We start from the raw sequence: 14,343 nt of genomic DNA, 5'->3' as shown, positions 1-14,343 counted from the left end.
TTAAGCAACCCATTCCATCCATTGTTTTCTTAGTCGGAACATTCCGACGCCTGCCACTACGATTTTAATCAAGATTTCGAGCTGAATCCAATTCGCGTGAATACCGTACAGTGCCGAATACACTTCGGGCATGAACCATAGCACGAGACCCGTCGCGAACAACGCGGCCCCTGCCGATTTGAATCGAACGTGCAAATACCAGCTTAACCAAGTGAATAGCAGGGCGGCTGGAATCCAGAACACTTGCACCTCAAGCAGCGTGGGATGCGGAGCATGCTCCGCCAGCAACAATGAATAGAGCACGATTGCCGACAACCACCCGATGCCGTGCACGAACGAGGAACGAAGGATAATGCCGCAGCAGATCCAGATCGCCGCGCATATGCCTGCGAGCCATAACGTTCCGGAGTCGTTCGTCCATCCGTTGATCTTGACGATTCCGAAGCCGACGCCCGCTAGAAAAGCCATACCGGCACCTATAGCCAAGCGTCCGCGCACCGGATCTTTTTCCTTGTAACGCGCTCCTACTAAGGTAAAAGCCGCCGTAACGACGGCCGTCAGCCCTATTTGCAATAGCACGGGAAACACGCTAAAATAAAGTACAACAAAACAAATCAAGGCAAAACTTCCAAATGCAAGAAACCAGTTTTTGCCCGAAGCTTGCCCGATTTTCTTCACGGCGGTACCTATCGGACTTAGCGGACGCTCATTCAGATCTTCCAAATAAATGTTTTGCAAGAAGTCGCAATATCGCTCCGGCAGTAGCTTGTTCCGGCGCCAGGATTCAATTTCTTTGACTATTAGATCGCGCTTCGCTTCATCCAGAGCCGCCATGCCGAAGGGCCTCCTTAACGCAATTTGAACAAAAAGACCTTCAACCATGACGGCAAAGGTCTCTGTATCGTACGAATCCTAATGTTTTTATTTATTCTAGAAAATCTTTCAAACGTTTGCTCCGGCTTGGATGACGAAGCTTACGAAGAGCTTTCGCTTCGATCTGGCGGATACGCTCGCGCGTAACGCCGAACACCTTGCCGACCTCTTCCAACGTACGGGTACGACCATCGTCCAGTCCGAAGCGCAGGCGCAATACATTCTCTTCGCGTTCGGTCAGCGTATCCAACACGTCTTCCAATTGTTCCTTCAATAGTTCGTACGCGGCCGCGTCGGCCGGAGCTAATGCTTCTTGATCTTCGATGAAGTCGCCCAAGTGGGAGTCGTCTTCTTCTCCGATCGGCGTTTCCAACGATACCGGCTCTTGCGCGATTTTCATGATTTCGCGGACTTTATCCACGCTCAATTCCATCTGCTCCGCAATTTCCTCCGGTGTAGGCTCTCTTCCCAACTCCTGCAATAACTGACGCGAGACGCGAATAAGCTTGTTGATCGTCTCCACCATATGCACGGGAATCCGAATCGTCCGAGCTTGGTCCGCGATCGCGCGCGTGATGGCTTGGCGAATCCACCAAGTCGCATAAGTACTGAACTTGAAGCCTTTGTCGTGGTCGAATTTCTCGACGGCTTTCAAGAGTCCCATATTGCCCTCCTGAATCAAGTCCAAGAACAGCATTCCGCGGCCTACATAACGCTTGGCGATACTTACGACCAGACGAAGGTTGGCTTCCGCCAGCCTTTTTTTGGCTTCTTCGCCGTCCGGTCCGCCGATCTCGATCTTCTTCGCGAGTTCGACTTCATCGTCCGCGCCGAGCAACGGCACCCTGCCGATTTCCTTCAAGTACATCCGCACGGGGTCGTTGATCTTAATGCCCGGCGGAAGCGAGAGATCGTCGTCGAAATTGAATTCGTCGCGTTCTTCCTCTTCCCCGTTGCCGTGTCCGTGCCGTTCGCGGCCCAACTCGTCGTGATCGTTGGACACTTCGATGCCGATATCGGCCAATTGTTCGAAAAACTCGTCGATTTGCTCGGGATCTTGATCGAATGGAGACAGCTTCTCCATGATGTCTTTATAGGTCAAGGTAGATTTTTTCTTACCTTGTTCTATGAGCTGAGCTTTGACCTGTTCAAGCGTCGATTCCGTTTCAAGTCCGGTGTGTTGATCGTTAGCCATTACCGACTCCCTCCTCCCTGAATAGCTCGCGCGTCAATATTGCTTGCGCTGCTTTTCCAGGGCGATAATCTCTATACCCATTTGTGTTGCGCGTGCGAAATCGCCTGCTCGTTGAGCGCGATTCAATTCTTCGGTCAATCGTTCGACTTCCCGCGCGATTGAAGCGCGACCGATCGTGCGAATGCAATCTTCCAGTTCCCGTTCGCCAAACGGGATATCTATTAATGCGATGGAACTGGCCGTTCGTTCCAGACGGTCGTCCTGCAGAACCGCGACGAACCTGCCGACATCAGGATCATTATTACGGGCGTAAAAAGCATATAAATAAGCAGCCAAAGCTGCGTGATCCTCAACGTGAAAACGATCGCCGAGCCTTTGCTCCACGAGCAGCGCCGTTTCCTTGTCCTGCATCATCCAAGAGAGCAATTGACGTTCCGCGTTTACGTGCGCGGCGCCGAGCGGCGGATTCTTAGGTGCGGATCTCTTTTCATTCCATACATTATTCCACGATCCCGCAGGAATATCCCCTGCGTTTCCCAATTTCTCTTGCTGCCTATACTCCAAGCTCTCCTGCTTGAGCGTATCGAGCGACACTCCGAATTCCTGTGCAAGCTCTTTGAGCAGCAACTCCCGTTCCGTTGGAGAATCCCGTCTTGCCACGATGCGGACGGCATCGCGCAAATACCTAATCCTTCCATCTTCTTCTAGGAGTATATGGGATTTCCTTAAATATATAAGCTGAAATTTGACCGCGGAAACCGCTCCCTCGATAAATTCCCGAACGAAAGGCTCCGATCCGTGGGCCGAGATGTACTCGTCCGGATCCATCCGGTTCGGAAGAACGCTTACCCGGACGCGGAATCCGGCTTCTTCCAGCAGGGGTATGCTTTTGTGCGCGGCTGCTTGTCCGGCGTTATCGCCGTCGTAACATAAGATCACTTCGTCGGCGAATCGCTTCAGAAGCGCCGCATGCTCTCCCGTTAATGCCGTACCCATCGTAGCGACGCCGTTATGAACGCCGGCGGACCATGCTTTGATGACGTCGACGTAACCTTCGAACAAGACGACTTGTCTCGCGCGGCGTATGGCCGATCGCGCTTCGTGCAGCCGATAAAGCGTCTTGCTCTTGTTGAACAACGGAGTTTCGGGAGAATTCAAGTATTTGGGTTGACCGTCGGACAATAGCCTTCCCGCGAACGCGATGATGTTACCGCTCGCGTCATGAATCGGAAACATGATCCGATCCCGGAACCGGTCGACGTAACCTCCGGTTTCTTGTCTTCTCGACAGCAAACCGCCGGCTTCCATCTCTTCGGGGGAGTATCCTTTGCGTTCCAACGCTAAGGTCAATGTGTCCCATCTTGCCGGCGCGTATCCAAGCCCGAACTCCTCGATTAATGCATCGTTGAATCCGCGTCCCGTCAAATACTCTTTGGCCGTCTTGGCCGCTTCCGTGTTCAAGAGAAGATAATGATACAATTTCGAGCTGTATTCATGGGCTTCGTGAAGAACTTTTTTCTCCTTCTGAAAAGCGGAAGGCTCCTCCGGATTAACGGTCGTCCACGTAATGGGAATGCCAGCATCTTCGGCTAGCGCTTTGACCGCCTCGGGGAAAGATTCTCCTTCCATCTCCATGACGAACTTAATGACGTTGCCTCCTTTGCCGCAGCCGTAGCAATGGAAAATTTGCTTCTCCGGCGTTACCGTAAAGGAAGGCGATTTCTCGGAATGAAAGGGGCATAATCCCTTCAAGTATTTACCGTTCTTGGTGAGATGAACGTATTTGCCTACCGTTTCCGCAATGTCATGGCGCTGCAACACTTCATCGATAACCGATTGGGGTATCATTCCGTAACTCAAGATCTACCACCTTATCTTCCCAGTGCGCTCGGCCTTGGGCGACATTTCGCTGACAGGGCCGATTTCTTGCACGTAATACAATTCGCTAAAGGTCGGGATTCTCCTGCAACCCGCCCAGAAGTCTTGTCAGTTTTTGTTGAAACCGATCGCGATCCTCCTTGGTGAACGCCCGCGGACCTTTCGTCCGCATGCCTCCGCGTCGCATTCGGGCGGAGAAATGACGTTGTTCAAGCAATTCTTCGATATCCGACTCCCCAATCATCTTGCCCCTCGGTGTCAATACGGCCGCTCCGCGAGCAAGCCCCAACGCCGCCAACCCGTAATCCCCTGTGACCAGAATATCGCTTCCCTTAAGCACGTTGGCGATATAGAGATCCGCCGCTTGATCGCTGGCGTCAACGGTCACGACATCCACGGATGGTTCCGGTACCAACACGTGCGCGTGACTGGATACAAGCAAAGCCGTAGCCCCGCAACTTCTTACCGTTCTGGCGATTTCCGCCTTAACCGGACAGGCATCGCCGTCCACCACGACCCGATTGCGTGGGACAATCATCGACATCACCGCACGATTCACCCAAAGTTTGCCGTTATATTATATACGCTAGACGGATTCAAAATCCTGCATTTCCTTCATCAATTTTTATGTTCCCCATTACTTCCCATTTGAAACTCGTCCTGTGTCCGGATACAGGAAAATCCCCCCAATTTCCCTTTCTCTCTTATACGAAATAGCGCGTTCATAGGTTACAAGGAGTTCAAATCTCCTAAAAACCAACAAATTTCGACATTTTCGATTTTCAACAGAATACACCATATCCGATTATAACACCAATAATTCGGGTAAATCGTTCATAAAATGCTCACATAATCGCAAAACACGTTATCTGCAAAAGAGGTGTAGGTCGTTTTTCCTGTATTTATTCATATAATTAGTTCTTATTACCTGCGATAATAATACTACATCCTTTTGTTTGCAACAGCTTCTACTCACCATCATCGACGATTTCTCTATCATCTATTCGCAAGTAGGAGGCATTGCTTTGAAAATCCTTTTACTATCCGGCGGAGCCGGCAAGCGGCTATGGCCTCTGTCGAGCGAAATCCTGCCGAAGCCTTTCATGAAAATTATCCGGAACCCTTCCGGCGGCTCCGTATCCATGTTACAGCGCACCTGGGGCATTCTCGCTCGCAAGTTCGGTCCGGACAATATATTCGTCGTAGCGAATCGCCATCATCAAGCCGTTCTGGAAGATCAGCTCGGTCCGAAGGCCTCTCTTATTCTCGAGCCCGCACAGAGAGATACTTTCCCCGCGATTTCGCTTGCCGCGTCTTATTTAGCTCATCATGTCGGAGCTAATCCGGACGAAACGGTTATCGTGTTGCCCGTGGACGCCTACACCGAGCCTTCGTTTTACGACCTTTTGACCGACTTGGATAGGCTGATCGCCGCGGATAAAGCACGCATCGGCCTAATCGGCGTCAAGCCTACCCATCCGTCGGAGAAGTTCGGATACGTAATCCCGCTTCCCGCGCCGGAAGCTTCCTATTATTATGTCGGAGGCTTCCACGAGAAGCCGGACAGGCAGTCCGCGCTAGCTTTCATGCAACGCAATGCGTTGTGGAACGGAGGCGTATTCGCCTTCAAGCTGAATGAAATGCGTCAGATCGTCCTCGACCATAACTTGCCTTGGAGCTATGAAGAACTATACGACCGCTACGATGCCTTTCCAAGGATCAGCTTCGATTACATGGTCGTCGAGCCTGAAAAGAACATCTTATGCGTCGCGTACGAGGGGAAATGGACGGATTTGGGCACATGGAGCGATATGGTGAACGCGTTCGAGCCGGATAACGGAAATAATGTCATACAGGATGACAACTGCCTCGACACCTATGTCATCAACCAGCTAAGCATTCCTATCATTGTCACGGGAATTAGCAATGCGATCATCGCCGCAGGGCCCGACGGTATTCTGATCAGCGATAAGAACGCCACGCACACGATTAAACCTCTAGTCGAACGCCTCTCCCCCGATTCCTCCGAGCAAGGAGAGTCGGAGCTATGAGTACGAACGCCAATGAAATCGATGTCACTGTGATCAGCCGTCTCGGCGATGTTCTTCTTCGTCGGAACGCGATTACGGAGCAGCAGTTGGAGGAAGCCCTAAGATACCAAAGAAGGTTCGGCGGCCGGCTAGGCGATATCTTGATCGAATTGGGCTTTCTTTCTCGGGACAGCCTTGCTCTCGTTACGCAAGATCTGCCCGAAAAGGAGCGGTTGGGCGACCTTCTCGTCCGAGAAGGACATCTTACGCCCGATCAGTTGCATCAAGCACTCGCTTTCCAAGCCAAGAGCGGCGGTAAGCTCGGCGACATCCTGCTCTCTTTGCGCTTCATGGAGGCCGAAGCCTTGTATCGCGCAATTGCCAATCAATTTCGCATAGGACGTATCGGAAGCCATTGGAATTTCGATTTTTCGATCAAGATTTCCGAGCAACTTGCCCGCGAGTGCGAAGCGGTCGTGATTTACGGGCATTATAACCGATTTACGGTAGCGGTCTCCGAGCCGTTATCCGACGAAATGTCTAAGAAACTCGTATCCGAGCTTGGCAAACCGATTGAACAAGTGCTTGCCACGCGCGACGAAATGGAGAAACTTTGGTCTCTCGTCTATGAAACCGAAATGATCGGAGAAAGCATAGACAAGCTCGCCAAAGAGCAACCCCATAACTCGGCGAGCGTAACTTTTACGAAACCGCAACTGATTTCGTTCATCGTCGCATTCGCGCTCTTCGTCGTCGGCTTGGCGCTGAATTTCATGACTACCGTAATTATCGTAAGCGTGATCGTTCAGGTCTTTTATTTTCTTATGACGGCGTTAAAGTTTCTTATCGTCATGTACGGCTCAAGGACGAACGTTCAATCCCGTTTCTCCGATGAACTCGTGGGACGGCTCGACGAGCGGGAGCTGCCGTTATATACGATACTCGTTCCGATGTACAAGGAAAGCGAAGTTATTCCTTCTCTGATACGCAACTTGGACAAACTGGATTACCCGAAAGCGAAGCTGGACATCCGCTTGCTGATCGAAGAGGACGATACGGATGCCCAACGAATGCTCCATGACATGGATCTTCCGTCTTACTATACGACCTTGATCGTGCCCGATAGCTTGCCTAAGACGAAACCCAAAGCTTGTAATTACGGCTTGATCCGGGCCAGAGGGGAATACGTCGTGATCTATGACGCCGAAGACCGTCCCGATCCGGATCAATTGAAAAAGGTCATCTTAACGTTTCGGGACAGTCCCGCAACGACGGCGTGCGTGCAAGCTAAACTGAACTATTTTAATAGCAGGCAGAACTTGTTGACGAAGTGGTTTACACAAGAATACAGCATGTGGTTCGAACTGCTGCTGCCCGGCATCATGAAGCTCGGAATTCCGGTTCCGCTAGGCGGAACGTCCAACCATTTCAAGACCGACGTCCTTAAAAAGCTGAACGCATGGGACCCCTACAACGTCACGGAAGATGCGGATCTCGGCGTTCGTCTGTACAAAGAAGGTTATTCGACCGCGATCGTAGACTCCCGCACATGGGAAGAAGCCAATAGCCGCTTCGGCAATTGGATCCGTCAACGTTCGCGCTGGATCAAAGGTTATATGCAAACTTGGCTCGTGCACATGAGAAACCCGATAAAATTATACAAAGAGCTTGGCTTCAAAGGATTCGTCGGCTTTCAGGTCATGCTGCTGGCATCGCCCGCCATTCCTTTGCTTAACCCGTTGTTCTGGCTGCTTATCGTCCTGTGGTACGGCTGGAAGCCCGATTTCATCATGCAGCTGTTTCCCGGACCGATCTACTATATGGCCGCAATCGAATTCATGCTGGGCAATTTCTTCTTTATTTTCAGCAGCATCGTCGGAGTTTATTGGATCGTCAGCGATACGGAGAACAAAGGACAGGACCTCATTCCCTATAGCTTGGTTCGGTACACGCTGTTGCTCCCGCTGTATTGGGTCATGATGAGCATCGCTTCTTACAAAGCCGCGTGGCAACTCATTACGAAACCCTTCTATTGGGAGAAAACGATCCATGGCTTGGACCACGCGGAATCCGAATCCGCGTGAGGAATTTTTATCCGATGATGCCGATGACTACGAAACGTTATGATTAACCCGATACAATCTCCAATAATCGTCGAACTGTTTCAATAGCGTGGCCCATGGCGCCCCTTCCTCGTAGAGGCGGGGGTATTCCCGGTTTACCGCGTCCAACGTCAGCACCGCTTGCGGATTCGGGACTAGAATGAGTTCGACCGCACTACCCTGCGGATCCTCAAGCATCCTCCGGAAATCCCGATCGCTCGTGATCACGAATTTCCGGGGACGATCGCTGCCCATAATGATGCGGAAACTGCTGAACGAATCGGTCAGCGTCATGCTGTCGGGATAATTCTCGTTCAAATATCGGCTCGCGGCTTGTCCTGCCTGCTGTTCGTCGTAAAGCTTCCCCCTTCGAAAAGCCTCGTACTCGTCGGATGCGACCGCCGGATTGTTCATCATGGCCAACAGAACCCAAGCGCTAACGAGCATGGCCGCGGCATAACCCGCGAACGCGGTTTTGCGAAATTTCGCCTGACTGAGTTCATAAGGGATCCATGCCGCGACGACCGGAAGCGGGTACATGAAGTATCGGATCCATGCGGCCGAACTCCCTTTTACCAACAAGCCGTATTGCATCGCGCTTAACGAGACGATCAAAATCAGAAGGACGAGAAAATCTTTCCTCAACAGGCGTTTTTCCGCAACGCGCAAGGCAACGATTGCTAGCAGCGGGAGGCTAAAATAGGCGTTTTTCTTCATGACGAATACGGCCGCGGCGATCGGATCGCCGACGAGCGAAGCGAACTCCGGATTGCTCTTGATCAGCTCCGCTTGCCCAAGATTGCTATAGGAAGAGTTCAGAAAATAAAAGCCGTTGCCCATAATCGTATAATTATAGAAAATCCAACAGCACACGGAGAATACGAACGGAGTAAGGACGACGATCCAAGCCGCTTCGAGCTTCGTCCACTTGTAGCGCCTGCCGCTTCCCTCCGCTTTATTCCGATAAATGCCTACCGCGATTACCATGGCTACGCCGGCGGCAAGCGTAATCGCCTCGTAGCGCATCCAGAAAGCCAAACCCAACGCGAGAGACACGACGATGAGAGATCGAACGTTGCCGTCCTTGAGCCATAGCGCAAGATGGACAACGATCGCTTGAATAAAATAAATGAACATGACTTCGGTAAGTCCGTTCGCTCCATAGTAGAAAATATAGGGATTCAGCGAATAGAGCGCGACGAGCGCCAGGCTCCGCCACTTGCCGAGGCCGTAATCCAAGGCGATTCTCATCAGGACCGCCGCGGACGATGCCGCGAACAAGCTGCTGACGAGCACGGCGGCAATACCCGAAGAAGCAAGCAACGGGAAGAACGGATTAAACAGCAAAGGAATCATTTCCAACAGGCTCGGCAACGGTCCCCATACGAAGCCGATGTTAGCCAATGCCGGGTTCCGGCTATACAGGACGTAAAATGCGTTCGCGACGCGGCTTGATGCGTCTCCCGACATAAATCCGTAAATATGAGCCAAATAATAGCCGAAAACGAATTCCAACGCGAAGACGGTAGCGGCGACCGCGATCACGAACTTTTTTCCCATCCTGAGAACGGGCAAGCAACATCACCTCCAAGTCTCTCTAGTTGAGTTTTCCCAGTATTATTACCCAGTTCGAAGGGAAACCATGCAGGTAGAGACCTAGGAAAGTCCGTCGGAAGTGCTCATCACGGAGTTACTTCGCGAGACGAACTAACTGATGCTCGATTGTGGCTCTCGGTAGGGAATTACCTCGCGAGACGAACTAACTACTGTTCGATTGGGGCTCTCAGCACGGAGTTACTTCGCGAGACGAACTAACTACCGTTCGATTGGGGCTCTTAGCACGGAGTTACTTCGCGAGACGAACTAACTGCTACTCGAATGGAGCTCTCGGCACGGAGTTACTTCGCGAGACAAACTAACTGATGCTCGAATGGAACTCTCGGCACGGAGTTACTTCGCGAGACGAACTAACTGATGCTCGAATGGAGCTCTCGGCACGGAATTACTTCGCGAGACAAACTAACTGATGCTCGATAGGGGCTCTCGGTACGGATTTTCTGCCTGCTGGTAGCGTTGTTACTTAGGTCTCCGTAATACGCGCAAAAAGAGAACCTCGCGGTTCTCTTCTTGTGCGTAAATGATTTTTGAATGGACCCGTTCGGTATCCGTGCAATCAGCGCTGAAAATGCTCCAAAATCAAGCTCGCCGTTTCCTCTACGGCTTTGTTGGACACGTCGATGACGATGCAGCCGATTTTGTCCATGACCGCTTTCGCGTGATCCAGCTCCTTCAGAATCCGCTCGGACGTCGCGTAAGGCGCCGAGTCCGGCAGGCCTAACGCTTTCAAACGTTCCTTGCGGATCGCGTTGAGCGAATTCGGATCGATCGTCAGTCCGATTACTTTGTGAGGAGACGCCAAATATAATTCTTTAGGGGGAACGAGCTCCGGGATCAGCGGAACGTTAGCTACCTTAAACGTCTTGTGCGCGAGCACCATGGATAGCGGGGTTTTGGACGTTCTGGAGACGCCCACAAGCACGATGTCCGCCTTCAGAATGCCGGTCACGTCCCTGGCGTCATCGTAGCGCACCGCGAATTCGACCGCTTCCACCTTGCGGAAATAATCCGCGTCCAGCACGTGGTTTAATCCGGGTTCATGACGGGACTCGTGGCCTAGCGTCCGCTCCAAGCTATCGATCAGCGGACCGAGCAAATCGATCGCCGTCAATTTCGCCTGTTTCGCCCTTTCGACCATGTAATCTCGCAAGAACGGAATAACCAGCGTGTATAACACGATGCTGTTATCCAATTGCGCCGCGGTAACCAAAGCGTCGATGCCTTCGCGCGTCTGGATAAACGCGGCACGCCGGATCTGCACGGACAACGGGTGAAACTGGGCGGCCGCGGCCCTGACCGCCAGCTCGCCCGTATCTCCTGCGGAATCGGACACGACGTATACGGTCACGCTTGAGGGTGACATATCGCCAACTCCTTCCGTTAAATGCTTAACTTGCTTCATTCGGTTTCATTAGCCATTTCCAATATGTCGTAAACGCCTGGAATCAGCCCGTAAGCTTGGAGAAATCCGCGAACTGCTTCACGTCGTCCGCGACTAACGACAACAGCGCCAAGCGATTGCGACGCAACGCTTCGTCTTCGGCCATTACCATAACCGCTTCGAAAAACTCCGCGATCGGCTTGCTCAAGGACGACAGCGCCGACAACGCCTCCGTCAGATTCGCTTGAGCGGTAGCGTTTAGCATGACGCCGTGCGCTTTCTGCCAAGCTTCGTACAGCCGCTCTTCCGCCGCATCGGCGAACAGCTTCGCGTCCACTTGTTTGGAATCGGATTTGGCAGCCAGGTTGCACACCCGATTAAATGCCTCTACCGCCGGACGGAAGTCCGATTTATCGCCATCCGCATGGACGGCTTGCAAAGCTTGCGCCCGAAGCAACGTACGCCGAATATCTTTGACCCCCGCGCCGAGGACCGCATCCACGACGTCGTAACGGATCGATTGATCGGACAGCAGGTTTTTGATCCGAAGCGCGAAAAATTCGTTCATGTCCTTGGAAATATCGAACGCATCGCGCTTCAAGCCGCGTTCCGCTTGCACGTCGAGAGCGATTCGGAACAACTCGTCGAGCGTGATCTCCATTTCGTGAGCCAGGAGCGTATTCACGATACCTGCCGCTTGACGACGCAAGGCGTATGGATCCTGCGAACCCGTCGGAATAATGCCGATCGAGAAGCAACCCGCGATCGTATCGAGCTTGTCGGCGATGCCGACGATCGCGCCGACGATCGAAGCCGCAGGGCGGTCGCCCGCGTTCCGAGGAGAATAGTGCTCGTTGATCGCCTTCGCGACCGTTTCCCGCTCGCCGGCCTTACGGGCGTAATCTTCGCCCATGATGCCTTGGAGCTCGGGAAACTCGTATACCATCTGCGACACGAGATCGAATTTGCAAATATCCGCCGTACGGTCTACGTCGTCTAGCGTTTCCGCGTCAACGCGCAGCTGACGGGCGATCTGATCGGCGACTTTGCGAACGCGACGCACTTTGTCGGCTACAGTGCCTAGTTCTTCGTGATACACGACGTTCTCCAGCTTCGCGAGCGCGCTTGCGATGACCAGCTTCTTGTCTTCCTCGTAGAAAAACTTCGCATCTGACAGCCTGGCGCGGAGCACCTTCTCGTTACCTCTGGATACGACGTCTAGCGATACGTTATCGCCGTTGCGAACCGTTACGAAGTGCGGAAGCAGCTTGCCCTCACCGTCGAGCACAGGGAAGTACCGTTGATGCTCGCGCATCGAAGTAATCAACACTTCTTGCGGGATGTTCAGGAACGACGGGTCGAACGAACCGGTCAGCACGGTCGGCGTTTCGACGAGGAACAGTACTTCTTCCAACAAGTCGTCCTTCACCGCGATATTCCAGCCACGTTCCGTGGACAGGCTTTGAATGCCGGCGACAATCGCTTGCTCCCGTTGTTCTACGTCCACGATTACATGCTGCGCGAGCAATCGCTCCGCGTAAACGGCAGGCTCCTCGATCGTCGTCTCTCCACCCAGGAACCGGTGTCCTCGCGTAACGTTGCCGGACTTGACGCCGGTAATCTCGAACGGTACGACTTCGTTCCCATGAAGCGCGACGAGCCAACGGATCGGACGAACGTAACGGAGCTCGTAGCTGCCCCATCTCATATTTTTAGGGAAAGTAAGCGAAGTAACGAGCGCCGGCAACGCCTCGGACAACAAGGAAGCCGTCTCTACTCCGATACTGCTTTTCGTGGCGAAAATATATTCGATGTTCGCGACTTCGCGAATGAACAGCGAGTCCGGCTCGACGCCTTGGCTGCGCGCGAAACCGAGCGCGGGTTTGCTCCAGCCGCTGTTCTCGTCGTACGCGATTTTGCGGGACGGACCTTTGACTTCCTCGCTTACGTCTTCTTGTTTGTCGGCCAGCCCGGACACGAGCACCGCAAGCCTGCGCGGCGTCGCGTAAGCTTTTACTTCCGCGAAGTCCAATCGGCTATCCGAAAGCCATTTCTCCGTCTTGTCCTTCAATTGCTCCATGGCCGCGCGCACGAAGCGGGCAGGCACCTCTTCCAATCCGATCTCCAGCAATAAGTCCTTAGCCATTGTTCGCCGCTCCTTTCTTCAGCAGAGGGAATTCAAGACGTTCCCGCTCCTGCAGGAACGTAGCCGCCACTTGGCGAGCCAGGTTACGAACTCTCGTAATGTAACCCGTGCGCTCCGTTACGCTGATCGCGCCTCTTGCATCCAACAGGTTAAACGTGTGAGAGCATTTCAGCACGTAGTCGTACGCCGGGAAAACAAGGTTTTCGTCCATCGCCCGTTTTGCTTCCGCCTCGTAGGTGGAGAACAGTTGGAACAGCATTGCCGTATCCGACACCTCGAACGTGTACTTCGAATGCTCGTATTCCGGATGCTTGAAGACGTCGCCGTAAGAGACGCCCTGTACCCACTCCAGATCGAAAACGTTCTCCTTGTCCTGGATGTAGGAAGCGAGCCGCTCCATCCCGTAAGTGATTTCCACCGCGACCGGATGGCAATCGATGCCTCCTACTTGCTGGAAGTACGTGAACTGAGTCACTTCCATGCCGTCCAGCCACACTTCCCAACCAAGCCCCCAAGCTCCTAACGTTGGAGATTCCCAGTTATCCTCGACGAAACGAATATCATGATGTAGCGGATCGATGCCTAGCTTCTTCAAGCTTTCCAAATACAGCTCCTGGATGTTATCCGGAGACGGCTTCATGATAACTTGGAACTGATGATGCTGGTACAGTCGGTTCGGGTTCTCGCCGTAACGGCCGTCCGCCGGCCTTCTGGAAGGCTCCACGTAAGCTACGTTCCACGGCTCAGGTCCGATCGCGCGAAGGAACGTCATCGGATTCATCGTACCCGCACCCTTCTCCGTGTCGTACGGCTGAACGACGATGCAGTTCTGTTCCGCCCAAAATTGCTGCAGCGTTAACGTCATTTGTTGAAAATTCATTCTTTTTCGCTCCTTTGGCGAGTGTCTTTACAACATAAAAAGCCCCTGTCCCTACGTCTGCCTGAACAGACATAGGGACGGGAGCTGAGCATTCCCGCGGTTCCACCCTACTTGGCTTCCCGATTGCGTCCGGCATCATAGCGCCGGTACACGGAAGCCCTCCTCAAAGTTGCGAAATCTCTCCAGAGCGCCCTTCGCCGATCCGTGTCCTCCGGGCTTGCACCATTCCCGGCTCGCTGAG

At 52.9% G+C, this 14,343-nt stretch carries 10 protein-coding genes; 2 read left to right on the top strand and 8 right to left on the bottom strand.

From position 1 onward, the window contains the following. The 4 genes from D7Z26_RS08465 to D7Z26_RS08450 all read right to left on the bottom strand — a co-directional run bounded on the left by D7Z26_RS08465 (position 1) and on the right by D7Z26_RS08450 (position 4,484). Positions 1-834 carry a hypothetical protein gene (locus tag D7Z26_RS08465; RefSeq protein ID WP_120975804.1) on the bottom strand — a complete coding sequence of 278 codons (834 nt, stop codon included), beginning with the start codon at positions 832-834 and terminating at the stop codon, positions 1-3. Positions 835-925: 91 nt separating this feature from the next. Further along, on the bottom strand, positions 926-2,068 hold the full coding sequence (gene rpoD / locus D7Z26_RS08460; protein ID WP_120975802.1) for an RNA polymerase sigma factor RpoD: 1,143 nt from the start codon (positions 2,066-2,068) through the stop codon (positions 926-928). Between the two features lie 33 nt (positions 2,069-2,101). Further along, positions 2,102-3,928, bottom strand: coding sequence for a DNA primase (dnaG, locus tag D7Z26_RS08455; RefSeq protein WP_199731681.1), 1,827 nt, complete (start codon positions 3,926-3,928; stop codon positions 2,102-2,104). Between the two features lie 85 nt (positions 3,929-4,013). Next, positions 4,014-4,484: a YaiI/YqxD family protein gene (locus D7Z26_RS08450; protein WP_120976532.1), complete on the bottom strand. Its 471-nt coding sequence runs from the start codon at positions 4,482-4,484 to the stop codon at positions 4,014-4,016. Between the two features lie 487 nt (positions 4,485-4,971). Between D7Z26_RS08450 and D7Z26_RS08445 the strand changes: the two genes are divergently transcribed. Together D7Z26_RS08445 and D7Z26_RS08440 are read left to right on the top strand one after the other, a co-directional pair. Beyond that, entirely contained in the window at positions 4,972-5,997 is a 1,026-nt protein-coding gene (locus D7Z26_RS08445; RefSeq protein WP_158602248.1) for a sugar phosphate nucleotidyltransferase, read from the top strand. Further along, positions 5,994-8,060 carry a glycosyltransferase family 2 protein gene (locus D7Z26_RS08440; RefSeq protein WP_120975796.1) on the top strand — a complete coding sequence of 689 codons (2,067 nt, stop codon included), beginning with the start codon at positions 5,994-5,996 and terminating at the stop codon, positions 8,058-8,060. Before D7Z26_RS08445 ends, D7Z26_RS08440 begins: the two co-directional genes overlap by 4 nt. Positions 8,061-8,087: 27 nt before the next feature. Here D7Z26_RS08440 and D7Z26_RS08435 read toward each other — a convergent pair whose 3' ends face one another. From D7Z26_RS08435 to glyQ, 4 genes are all read right to left on the bottom strand, one after another. Next, entirely contained in the window at positions 8,088-9,653 is a 1,566-nt protein-coding gene (locus D7Z26_RS08435) for a glycosyltransferase family 39 protein (protein WP_120975794.1), read from the bottom strand. Positions 9,654-10,251: 598 nt separating this feature from the next. Further along, entirely contained in the window at positions 10,252-11,058 is an 807-nt protein-coding gene (locus D7Z26_RS08430) for a pyruvate, water dikinase regulatory protein (protein ID WP_120975792.1), read from the bottom strand. An 82-nt stretch (positions 11,059-11,140) separates the two neighbouring features. Then, the gene (gene glyS / locus D7Z26_RS08425; protein WP_120975791.1) at positions 11,141-13,222 is read right to left on the bottom strand and encodes a glycine--tRNA ligase subunit beta; all 2,082 of its coding nucleotides are present in this window, start codon (positions 13,220-13,222) and stop codon (positions 11,141-11,143) included. Then, positions 13,215-14,102 (bottom strand): glycine--tRNA ligase subunit alpha, encoded by an 888-nt coding sequence (glyQ, locus tag D7Z26_RS08420; RefSeq protein ID WP_120975789.1) that lies wholly within the window; start codon positions 14,100-14,102, stop codon positions 13,215-13,217. The genes glyS and glyQ overlap by 8 nt, the downstream gene beginning before the upstream one ends. Between the last annotated feature and the right edge of the window lie 241 nt (positions 14,103-14,343).

Source organism: Cohnella endophytica, from assembly GCF_003628305.1.
Taxonomy (GTDB): Bacteria; Bacillota; Bacilli; order Paenibacillales; family Paenibacillaceae; genus Cohnella; species Cohnella endophytica.
This window is presented reverse-complemented; position numbering and strand designations above follow the sequence as displayed.

Bases quoted from the DNA above. Each gene is read 5' to 3' on its own strand.
- D7Z26_RS08440 (WP_120975796.1), top strand. From the start codon at position 5,994: ATGAGTACGAACGCCAATGAAATCGATGTCACTGTGATCAGCCGTCTC.
- glyS (WP_120975791.1), bottom strand. From the start codon at position 13,222: ATGGCTAAGGACTTATTGCTGGAGATCGGATTGGAAGAGGTGCCTGCC.
- rpoD (WP_120975802.1), bottom strand. From the start codon at position 2,068: ATGGCTAACGATCAACACACCGGACTTGAAACGGAATCGACGCTTGAA.
- D7Z26_RS08465 (WP_120975804.1), bottom strand. From the start codon at position 834: ATGGCGGCTCTGGATGAAGCGAAGCGCGATCTAATAGTCAAAGAAATT.
- D7Z26_RS08430 (WP_120975792.1), bottom strand. From the start codon at position 11,058: ATGTCACCCTCAAGCGTGACCGTATACGTCGTGTCCGATTCCGCAGGA.
- D7Z26_RS08450 (WP_120976532.1), bottom strand. From the start codon at position 4,484: ATGATTGTCCCACGCAATCGGGTCGTGGTGGACGGCGATGCCTGTCCG.
- glyQ (WP_120975789.1), bottom strand. From the start codon at position 14,102: ATGAATTTTCAACAAATGACGTTAACGCTGCAGCAATTTTGGGCGGAA.